Below are 9,272 nucleotides of genomic sequence, written 5' to 3' on the forward strand. Positions count from 1 at the left end.
CATTTTGGAACAGCATGCCGGACTGGCAAGCTACTCGGTGAAAACCTCGTCTCTTCCCTTCCGGATGGACGGCAGCAGCGCCAGCGCGAGCAGGATCATGGCGATCACCAGCAGACCTGCGCTGATCGGGCGGTCGACGAACGTGGACAGCGAGCCGCGGGACAAGATGAGGGCCCGCCTGAGATTTTCCTCAAGAAGCTTGCCCAGGACGAAGCCCAGCAACAACGGCGCCGGCTCGAACCCGAACCGGATCAGCAGATAGCCGACGATCCCGAAAAAGCCGATGAACATCACGTCCGTCGGCAGGGAGTTGATCGAATAGATGCCGATGCAGCAGAACATCAGAATCGCCGGAAACATCAGGTGATAGGGCACCTTGAGCAGGCGCACCCACATGCCCACCAGCGGCAGGTTGATGATCAGCAGCATCAGGTTGCCGATCCACATGGATGCGATCATGCCCCAGAACAGGTCCGGATTGCGGGTCATCACCTGAGGACCCGGAACGATGCCGTGGATCGTCATGGCGCCGACCATCAGGGCCATCACGGCGTTGGGCGGGATTCCAAGGGTCAGCAAGGGAATGAAGGAGGTCTGAGCACCGGCGTTGTTGGCGGATTCGGGGCCCGCGACGCCTTCGATGGCGCCCCGTCCGAAGCGGCTTGGATCCTTGGCGATCTTCTTCTCGACCGTATAGGAGGCGAACGGCCCCAGAACGGCGCCGTTACCCGGCAAAATCCCCAGAATGGCGCCGATGAACGTGCCGCGCAGGACCGATGGGGCCGCCTGCTTGAAGTCGTCCCGGTTCGGCAGGAGCCGGCCGATCGCCTGCCGGACCACGTCGCGGGTTTCCGTATGATCGAGGTTGCGCAGGATCTCGGCGACGCCGAAGACGCCCATGGCGAGGACCGCGAAGTCGATCCCGTCCGACAGGAACGGGAGCCCGAAGGTCATTCGCTCCTGCCCCGTCTCGAGATCCGTCCCGACCGTGGACAGGAGAACGCCGAGCAGGATCATCGCGACGGCCTTCAGGATCGAGCCCCGCGCCAGCACGACGGCAAAGACCAGGCCCATGACCATCAGGGCGAAGTATTCCGCCGGGCCGAAGATCAGAGCGAGACCCGTCAAGGGCGCCCCGAGGGCGGCGATCACGATCGTGGCGACCGTGCCGGCGAAGAACGACCCGATGGCCGCGATGCCCAATGCCACGCCGGCGCGGCCCTGGCGGGCCATCTGGTGGCCGTCGAGGGTCGTGACCACGGACGTGGCCTCGCCGGGGATGTTGACCAGAATGGCGGTCGTGGAACCGCCGTACTGGGCGCCGTAATAGATGCCCGCCAGCATGATGAGAGCGCCGACGGGATCGAGCCCGAAGGTAATCGGCAGAAGCATCGCGATGGTGGCAATGGGGCCGACCCCGGGCAGAACGCCGATCAGGGTGCCGACAAGACAGCCGAGGAAGGCAAGGCCGAGATTCTGCAGAGAGAGCGCGACCCCGAAGCCATGGCTCAGGTTGGAGATCAGATCACCCATTTAGACCTCCTCGGGCTGCCGGACGACATCGATCCGGTTGCTGCGGCGCCTGCGCCCTGTGAAATGGACCAGCAGGGCTGCCAGCACCATCAGGGCGGCCAGAATTCTCAGGATGGTCTTTTGCGACCAGGAGGCCGGCAGCACATTGGCGAGGCTTTGAGGAAAAATCGGGATCGGCAGATTCAGAAGATCGCCGAACAGCACCATGCAGAAAGGGGTCAGGCCGAGCGCGAGCACAAGAAGCGGACGAGGCTCTGCGTCCGGCGTCGCATATCCGCCGATCAGGATGGCCAGGGGGCCGGCAACCACCATGCCCAGACCCGGGATCGACAGGGAACCGAGGCTGAGGGGACGGATCGTGACCGCGAAGGCGACGATGGAGAGCAGGACGAAGAAAGGCCCCCGAAGATTCCACCCTTCAAGACCCTCGCCATCCTTGAGGAAGCCCGCGCCGAGAAGCGCCAGACCGCAAAGGCCGACCCCATAGGCAAGCCAGTCCGGCAGCATGCTGGGGCCCATGGCGCTCAGACGCCCCTGGGGCAGATCCCGGGTCAGCCAGAGGGCCAACGCGGCCAGAAACAGCAGAAACAATCCTGCGGCAAAGTTCTGTGGCGAACGGACGAATCCGCGGTGTTTCCCTTGCCCGTGCGATATGGACATTAAGCCTCCCGGAAGAGCGCATCCACCGCACGCTCCGTTATTCTTCATGATCGGTTTGTGCCCAAACCGATCGTTGGGATCAACCGAACCGATAAAGTTTTCAAGGATTTTGGACCAAAGCCTAGTGTGAAGAATCTAAGACCTTCGGCTGATTTAAAATCCGGCCGAACAAAGTTGCCTGATTTTTGAGCAATTTGGGTCTTTGAAACCCGTCCGCTCATATATACCTAAGCAGCCTCATCATCCTTCGGCACGATCCAAAGAGCACTCCAGAGCTTGGCGCATGGACTATTTTTTCTCTAGTACCTTTCTCCTGTCCCTGCTTCAGGTGATCTGGATCGACATTCTCTTGTCCGGCGACAACGCGGTCGTCATCGCAATGGCATGCCGGTCGCTTCCCGCGCATCAGCGCAAGCTCGGCATCTTTCTGGGGGCCGGCGTCGCGGTCGGGCTCCGGATTCTCTTCGCCCTGGTGATCTCCTATCTGCTCGGCGTGCCTTATCTGCGCATCATCGGCGGCCTGTTGCTGTTCTGGATCGCCCTCAAGCTGATCCAGGGCGAGGACGACGGTGGCCACGAGGTGAAGGCGAGCGAGTCGCTCTGGAAGGCGGTCCGCACCATCGCCATCGCCGATGCGGTCATGAGCCTCGACAACGTCGTGGCGATCGCCGCTGCCTCGCGCGGACACCCGGAACTGTTCATTTTCGGCCTTCTCCTGTCGATCCCGCTGATCATGGTCGGCGCATCCCTGATCACCAGCCTGCTGACCCGCTTCCCCATCTTCGTATGGGCGGGCGCGGCCCTGCTGGGGTATATCGCGGCCGAAATGATCGTCACGGATCCGGTGGTCCTCGGTTGGCTGTCCACCTACCCGCAGCTCGTTCTGCCCGATCCCGGCCACCCGCCGCTCGAGCTCAAGCCCGTGGGGCTCGTTCTCTACAGCGCAGCGGCAGCGGGCGCTCTGGTGGTGATCGTCGGCGGCTGGCTGCTCAGCCGCGGCGCCGGTCGGAAGGAAGTCGAGACCTGATCCGTCTCGCCCGACACGACCTGTGGAGTTGACGCAGGCAAGGCCGGGGGGCATGGAGCAAGGATCATTCCGGGTTTTCCATGTCAGCCCCTCGCCCGCACTTTTCCTTAGCCGGCCTTGCCCACGGAGCCCGATTGGCCTTGCCGGCCTTTCCGGGCTTCGTCGTGTTTGCCATGGCGTTCGGAGCAGCGGCGGCACAGAAGGGTTTGTCCCTCGGCCAGACCCTGGGACTGAGCGCCTTCGTCTATGCCGGCGCATCTCAAATGGTCGGGCTCGAGGTCTGGCAGAAGGTGTGGTCGCCGACGACCATTCTGACGATCATGACGGTGACGGCCGTCGTCAACGCCCGCATGATCCTGCTCGGCGCGACCCTGCAGCCCTGGTTGAAGCACGAGCCGACTGCGCGCAGCGCCCTCAACCTCTTCCTCGTCACCGAAGCCGGATGGCTGATCGGCACCCGCTACTACAATGAAGGCGGGCGCAACACGGGAATGCTGCTCGGCTGCGGCCTGACCCTCTGGAGCCTCTGGCTCGTTTCGACCCTGGCCGGGTATTTCGCCGGGGCCCTGGTTCCCGAACCTCGGCGCTTCGGCCTCGACCTCGTCATGCCGATCTTCTTCAGCGTCATGCTCGTGCCCCTTTGGAAGGGCGCGAGGCCGGCTCTTCCCTGGCTCGTCGCCGGCGTGGTCTCGCTCATCGTTCACGCCGCCCTGCCCGGCTATGGCTTCATCATCGCCGGAGCCCTCGCGGGCGTGGTCGCAGGGATGCTGATCGAATGACCGGTTTTGCAGAACTTGCCGCCGGCCCTTGGGGCTCCACCTTGGCCATCGCCGCCATGGCGATCGCGACTTTTCTGTGCCGCATCGCCGGTGCGGTCGTGATGAGCCGGGTTGCGATCACGCCCCGCATGGAACGGGGCCTGCGTGCCCTGCCCGGCTCCATCATCCTGGCAACCATTCTGCCGATGACGATCGACAACGGTTTTCCGGCGATCGTGAGCATCGCGGCTGGGATCGTGGTCATGATGTTCGTCCGGATCGAGCTTGCCGGCCTGGCCGCCGGATTAGGAGCTCTCAGTCTGATCCGGGCGCTGGGCTTCTGAGCCCTGCTTCAGGCGAAGACGGATGCGGTAGGACAGGCCATCCCGAATATTGCGATAGGCATCGAGCACCTGCTCACGGGTCCCCTGGGTTAGGGTGGGATCGGGGGTCGGCCAATATTCCACGTCCGCCGCGATCGTCCGCGTCAGCTCGAGCGCAGCATGGTGGGCTTCCGGCGAGAGGGAAATGATGAGATCGAAATTGAGGCCCTCCCACTCCTCGAGTTCCCGAAGCGTGCGCGGCTTGTGCTTGCTGCCGTCGATGCCGATCTCGTCCAGGGCGGCCGTCATGAAACTGTTGGTTTCGCCTTTCCGGACCCCTGCGGACTGAACATAGATGGAGCGCCCGAAATAGTGCCGGGCAATGGCCTCAGCCATGGGTGAACGCACGGCGTTCATGGCGCAGACGAAGAGCACGGAGTGGATCCGCTTGGATTGCGCCTCCGCCACCGTCAGCCTTTCCAGTGCAGAGCGAAGATCAGCGTGAAGATGCGCCGTGCCGTATCGAAATCGAGGACGAGCTTGCCGTCGAGACGCTTCATCAGCAGTTCGGCGGCCTCGTTGTGCAGCCCCCGGCGCCCCATGTCGATCGCCTCGATCTGGGCGGCCGAAGAATCGCGGATGGCCTTGTAGTAGCTGTCGCAGATCAGCTCATAGTCGCGGATCGTCTTCCGGAAGGGCGTCAACGACAGATGGTGAGACACAAGGGCAATCCCATCCTGACTTTTCACCTCAAAGCAGAGCTTCTTCTCGATCAGGCCGATGTGCAGCAGATAGGGACCGCCGTCGAAATTGGGCAGCGCAAAGTAATTTTCCTCGAGAATATCGTAGATCGCGATGGCTCGCTCATGCTCCTGGTCGGGATTGCCCCGACCGATGGAGGCCTCGTCGAGCGTGACGGCGGCCAATCGGCATCGCTCGTTCGCTTCGCTCGCCATGCGCCCTCCGATCCGTCACAGGTTCAGGCGGATCGCTACGGACCGCGCATGTCCCTCAAGCCCCTCTGCCCGCCCGAGTGTGATGGCGGCCGGCCCCAGCGCGCGCAAGGCGGCTGGATCGCATTTCAGGATCGAGGTCCGCTTCATGAAGTCAAGCACCCCAAGACCCGACGAAAAACGGGCCGAGCGGGCCGTCGGCAGAACGTGGTTCGGGCCGCCGACATAATCGCCGATCGCTTCCGGCGTGTGGCTGCCCAGGAAGATCGAACCGGCGTTGCGCACCTTTCCCGCCAACGCCTCCGCATCCTCGGTTTCGATTTCCAGATGCTCCGGCGCCAGCCGGTCCACCAGCGGCACCGCGTGGTGGAGGCTTTCCACAAGAATGATCGCCCCGAAGTCGCGCCAGCTTGCTCCGGCGATGTCGGCCTTCGGAAGTGTCTGGAGCTGGCGCTCGACCGCTTCTTCAACGGCGTCCGCGAGCGCGGGGCTGTCCGTGACGAGGATCGACTGGGCAACCGGGTCGTGCTCTGCCTGCGCCAGAAGGTCGGCGGCGATCCAATCGGGATTGGCATGCGCGTCGGCCAGGATGAGAACTTCGGAAGGCCCGGCGATCATGTCGATCCCCACCTGGCCGAAAACCCGGCGCTTGGCGGCGGCCACATAGGCGTTGCCGGGTCCCACGATCTTTGCGACCGGTTGTATGGAGGCAGTTCCGAACGCCAGGGCGGCGACGGCCTGCGCACCACCGACACGGTAGATCTCGTCCACGCCGGCAAGCCGCGCGGCGACCAGCACGAGCGGGTTGGTCTCGCCACGCGGAGTGGGAACCACCATCACGATACGGGGCGCTCCGGCCACTTTCGCCGGCACGGCGTTCATCAGGACGGAGGACGGATAGCTTGCCCGCCCTCCTGGAACGTAAAGCCCAACGGACTCGATCGCGGTCCAGCGCCAGCCAAGGGTGACGCCGACGGCATCGGTCGTCATCGAGTCCTGAGGACGTTGCGCCCGGTGATAGGTCTCGATGCGCTGCTTCGCGAGAGCGAGCGCATCGAGGGTTTCCTTCGAACATTGCGCCTCGGCGGCATCGATTTCCGCATCCGAGATCCGCAATGTCTCCGCTGACAGTTCGAGATGATCGAAACGACGGGTATAATCGACGAGCGCCGCATCGCCGCGGGCGACCACGTCGTCGATGATCAGGCGGACGGCGTGATCCACGTCCTCGGAAATTTCTCGCTTCGTCGCGAGGAGCGTGGCGAAGGCTTGCGGAAAGTCGGCATCACGCGCGTCGAGTCGCTGCGCCATCAGATGCGCTCCGCCGAGGTCTCATTGTGTGAAGGCCGGCTCTCCGCCGCCCAGACAGGTCCAAGATCTTTCATCTGCATCTCGATGCAATCCACATCGATCTGAATGGCCCCGCCCTCCGCAAAGATCAAGGTCGCAGTACCGGACGGAGCGTCATGCTCGTCGAAGGAGACGGCCAGAAGATTGAGGACGGCGTCCTTGTTGCTCTGATCGATCCCGCGGACGCGCACGGCCTTCACTTGCTGGAAGTGCATGCCGGTGAGGCGCCGTTGAGGCGGATGGTCGGACCCGACCTCCCAATCGAAGCGCCGGGCGACAATCGCGAAGCAGCGCTCCTTCGGCAGATAGGCAATGTCACCGACTCGCACGATCGCATCCTGCAGATGCATCGAAATGACCGTCAGGTCATCCTGGTCAAGCGCGACGAGTTTCAGGAGATCCATGGGCTGGCAACCTGTTGCTGAAGCTTTCACAGCTAGGTAGAGAGCCCATGCGCCAAGCGCAACCTCCGCAGGCCGGGCGAGGCCCGGCTTTCGGGGTCGGATCGTCCTTTCCTCAGCCCCTCAGGCGCTCGATGTCGGCCCCGCAGCGGGCGAGCTTGCTTTCCAGAGCCTCGAATCCCCGGTCGAGATGATAGACCCGGTTGATCATCGTCTCGCCTTCGGCCACCAGCCCCCCGATCACGAGGGATACCGAGGCACGCAGGTCCGTCGCCATGACCGGAGCCCCCTTGAGGGTGGGAACGCCGTCCACGTAAGCGCTGTCGCCGTCGAGGCGGATCCTGGCGCCGAGACGGGCCAGCTCCTGCACGTGCATGAAGCGGTTCTCGAAGATGGTTTCGCGGATCCGCGAGGTTCCGTTCGCCCGGGTCATGAGCGCCATGAACTGGGCCTGAAGGTCGGTCGGGAAGCCGGGGAAAGGATCGGTCGTCACGTCGACGGGCTGGATCCCGTTGCCGTTGCGACGGACCCGGATGCCGCCGATGGTCGGGGTCACGTCGGTTCCTGCCTGTCCCAGGACATCGAGGGCGAACTGAAGAAGCTCGGGACGGGTATTCTCGAGCACGATATCGCCGCCCGTCATGGCGACCGCCATGGCATAGGTGCCGGTCTCGATCCGGTCGGGCAGCACCTCATGGGTGGCGCCGCCGAGGCGGGAAACGCCCTCCACCACGATCTCCGAGGTTCCGGCGCCCTGGATCTTGGCTCCCATCTTGATGAGGCACTCCGCGAGATCGACGATCTCGGGCTCCCGCGCCGCGTTGCGGATGACCGTGGTGCCGTCGGCGAGAGTGGCGGCCATCAGGGCCACGTGGGTGCCGCCGACGGTCACTTTCGGGAAATCGATCTCCGCTCCCTTGAGTCCCTTGGCGGCGGTCGCCACCACGTAGCCGCTGTCGATCTCGATGGCGGCGCCGAGCTTGGCCAGGGCCATGATCAGGAGATCCACCGGCCTCGTGCCGATGGCGCATCCCCCAGGCATGGACACTTTCGCGTGGCCGAACCGGGCCAGGAGCGGCGCGATGACCCAGAAGCTTGCCCGCATGGTGGAGACGAGCTCATAGGGAGCGCAGGTGTCGATGATGGAGCGGGCCGAAAGGCGGATCGTCTGGCCGGTCTCCGTCGATTCGCCGGGCCGGCGCCCGGCGACCATGTGATCGACGCCCAGGTTGCTCATGATCCGCAGGAGCGAGGAAATGTCCGCCAGGCGGGGTACATTGCCGAGCTCCAGGGTTTCCTCCGTCAGAAGGCTGGCGATCATGAGGGGCAGGGCCGCGTTCTTGGCGCCTGAGATCGGAATCGAGCCTGTCAGAGGCGCGCCGCCCCGGATTCGAATGCGGTCCATGAAAATCCCTTTGCTGCGATCTGATGAGCTATGCCGCCCTTTGTCCGATGGAACTAGTCGGACGGCTTGTCGCGCTCGCTGGAAATATCTGCCACAGACTTATCGCTTCCAGGGCCAGTTGCAACCTTCCGTCCCCGGGCCTGGGCCTTGCGACGTTTCAAGTTTTCTTTCAGGGCGGCCTTCAGCCGGTCGGCCCTGTCGTGTGATTTACCTTCGGTCATGATTCACGCGACCCATCGTCGCCGCGACCCAATAAAGGCTTCGCAATCGCCTCTCAACCGGAATATCACCTCGAATCGACATTGACTGGGATCAATGTGGTCTGGCTCATGCTTCGTCATGATGGACAGGATAGCATGGCTGCATCCGGTGAGATGATGGATTATCAAGAGTTCTTTACCTCGGCGCTCGAGGGTCTTCAGTCGGAACGGCGTTACCGGGTCTTTGCGGATATCGAGCGCCTTGCAGGGCGTTACCCTGATGCGATCTGGCACAGTCCCACCGGTCCGAGGTCCATCACCGTCTGGTGCTCCAACGACTATCTCGGGATGGGGCAGAACCGCGACGTCACCCGCGCCATGGTGGAAACCGCCTGGCGGATCGGCACCGGCGCCGGCGGCACGCGCAACATTTCCGGCAATTCCCATGCGATCGTGGGGCTGGAAGCGGAGCTGGCGGACCTCCATGGCAAGGAGGCGGCTCTCGTCTTCACCTCGGGCTACGTGTCGAACCAGACCGGCATCGCGACCCTTGCCAAGCTGATTCCCAATTGCCTGATCCTCTCGGACGCCCTCAACCACAACTCGATGATCGAGGGCGTGCGCCAGTCCGGCTGCGAGAAGGCGATTTTTCGCCATAACGA

At 63.6% G+C, this 9,272-nt stretch carries 11 protein-coding genes; 4 read left to right on the forward strand and 7 right to left on the reverse strand.

Annotation, left to right across the window (positions count from 1 at the left end; all coding sequences use genetic code 11):
* Window positions 1-30 precede the first annotated feature (30 nt).
* Together LJD17_RS08085 and LJD17_RS08090 are read right to left on the reverse strand one after the other, a co-directional pair.
* A complete protein-coding gene (locus tag LJD17_RS08085; RefSeq protein ID WP_227383631.1) occupies window positions 31-1,533 on the reverse strand; it encodes a tripartite tricarboxylate transporter permease in 1,503 nt (500 codons plus the stop codon).
* Window positions 1,534-2,193 carry a tripartite tricarboxylate transporter TctB family protein gene (locus tag LJD17_RS08090; protein WP_227383632.1) on the reverse strand — a complete coding sequence of 220 codons (660 nt, stop codon included), beginning with the start codon at window positions 2,191-2,193 and terminating at the stop codon, window positions 1,534-1,536.
* Window positions 2,194-2,476: 283 nt separating this feature from the next.
* Here LJD17_RS08090 and LJD17_RS08095 point away from each other — a divergent pair, with 283 nt between their 5' ends.
* The 3 genes from LJD17_RS08095 (at window position 2,477) to LJD17_RS08105 (ending at window position 4,322) form a co-directional block, all read left to right on the forward strand.
* A complete protein-coding gene (locus LJD17_RS08095) occupies window positions 2,477-3,220 on the forward strand; it encodes a TerC family protein (protein ID WP_227383633.1) in 744 nt (247 codons plus the stop codon).
* Window positions 3,221-3,360: 140 nt separating this feature from the next.
* Complete coding sequence (locus LJD17_RS08100; RefSeq protein WP_227383634.1) at window positions 3,361-3,999, forward strand: AzlC family ABC transporter permease; 639 nt, start codon at window positions 3,361-3,363, stop codon at window positions 3,997-3,999.
* Window positions 3,996-4,322 carry an AzlD family protein gene (locus tag LJD17_RS08105; RefSeq protein WP_227383635.1) on the forward strand — a complete coding sequence of 109 codons (327 nt, stop codon included), beginning with the start codon at window positions 3,996-3,998 and terminating at the stop codon, window positions 4,320-4,322. The genes LJD17_RS08100 and LJD17_RS08105 overlap by 4 nt, the downstream gene beginning before the upstream one ends.
* Here LJD17_RS08105 and LJD17_RS08110 read toward each other — a convergent pair.
* The 5 genes from LJD17_RS08110 to murA all read right to left on the reverse strand — a co-directional run bounded on the left by LJD17_RS08110 (window position 4,284) and on the right by murA (window position 8,410).
* On the reverse strand, window positions 4,284-4,769 hold the full coding sequence (locus LJD17_RS08110) for an arsenate-mycothiol transferase ArsC (protein WP_227383636.1): 486 nt from the start codon (window positions 4,767-4,769) through the stop codon (window positions 4,284-4,286). The two genes, LJD17_RS08105 and LJD17_RS08110, sit on opposite strands and share 39 nt — an antisense overlap.
* 2 nt (window positions 4,770-4,771) lie before the next feature.
* Window positions 4,772-5,257, reverse strand: coding sequence for a UPF0262 family protein (locus LJD17_RS08115; protein ID WP_227383637.1), 486 nt, complete (start codon window positions 5,255-5,257; stop codon window positions 4,772-4,774).
* Window positions 5,258-5,272: 15 nt separating this feature from the next.
* Entirely contained in the window at window positions 5,273-6,565 is a 1,293-nt protein-coding gene (hisD, locus tag LJD17_RS08120) for a histidinol dehydrogenase (protein WP_227383638.1), read from the reverse strand.
* The gene (locus LJD17_RS08125; protein ID WP_227383639.1) at window positions 6,565-7,008 is read right to left on the reverse strand and encodes a DUF2948 family protein; all 444 of its coding nucleotides are present in this window, start codon (window positions 7,006-7,008) and stop codon (window positions 6,565-6,567) included. Before LJD17_RS08125 ends, hisD begins: the two co-directional genes overlap by 1 nt.
* Window positions 7,009-7,120: 112 nt before the next feature.
* Window positions 7,121-8,410 carry a UDP-N-acetylglucosamine 1-carboxyvinyltransferase gene (gene murA / locus LJD17_RS08130; RefSeq protein WP_227383640.1) on the reverse strand — a complete coding sequence of 430 codons (1,290 nt, stop codon included), beginning with the start codon at window positions 8,408-8,410 and terminating at the stop codon, window positions 7,121-7,123.
* Window positions 8,411-8,787: 377 nt separating this feature from the next.
* Here murA and LJD17_RS08135 point away from each other — a divergent pair.
* Window positions 8,788-9,272: aminotransferase class I/II-fold pyridoxal phosphate-dependent enzyme (locus LJD17_RS08135; RefSeq protein WP_227383682.1), on the forward strand; the 485-nt coding region annotated here is incomplete at its 3' end.

Origin of the sequence: Microvirga rosea, assembly GCF_020595095.1 — a bacterium.
Classification (GTDB): Bacteria; Pseudomonadota; Alphaproteobacteria; order Rhizobiales; family Beijerinckiaceae; genus Microvirga; species Microvirga rosea.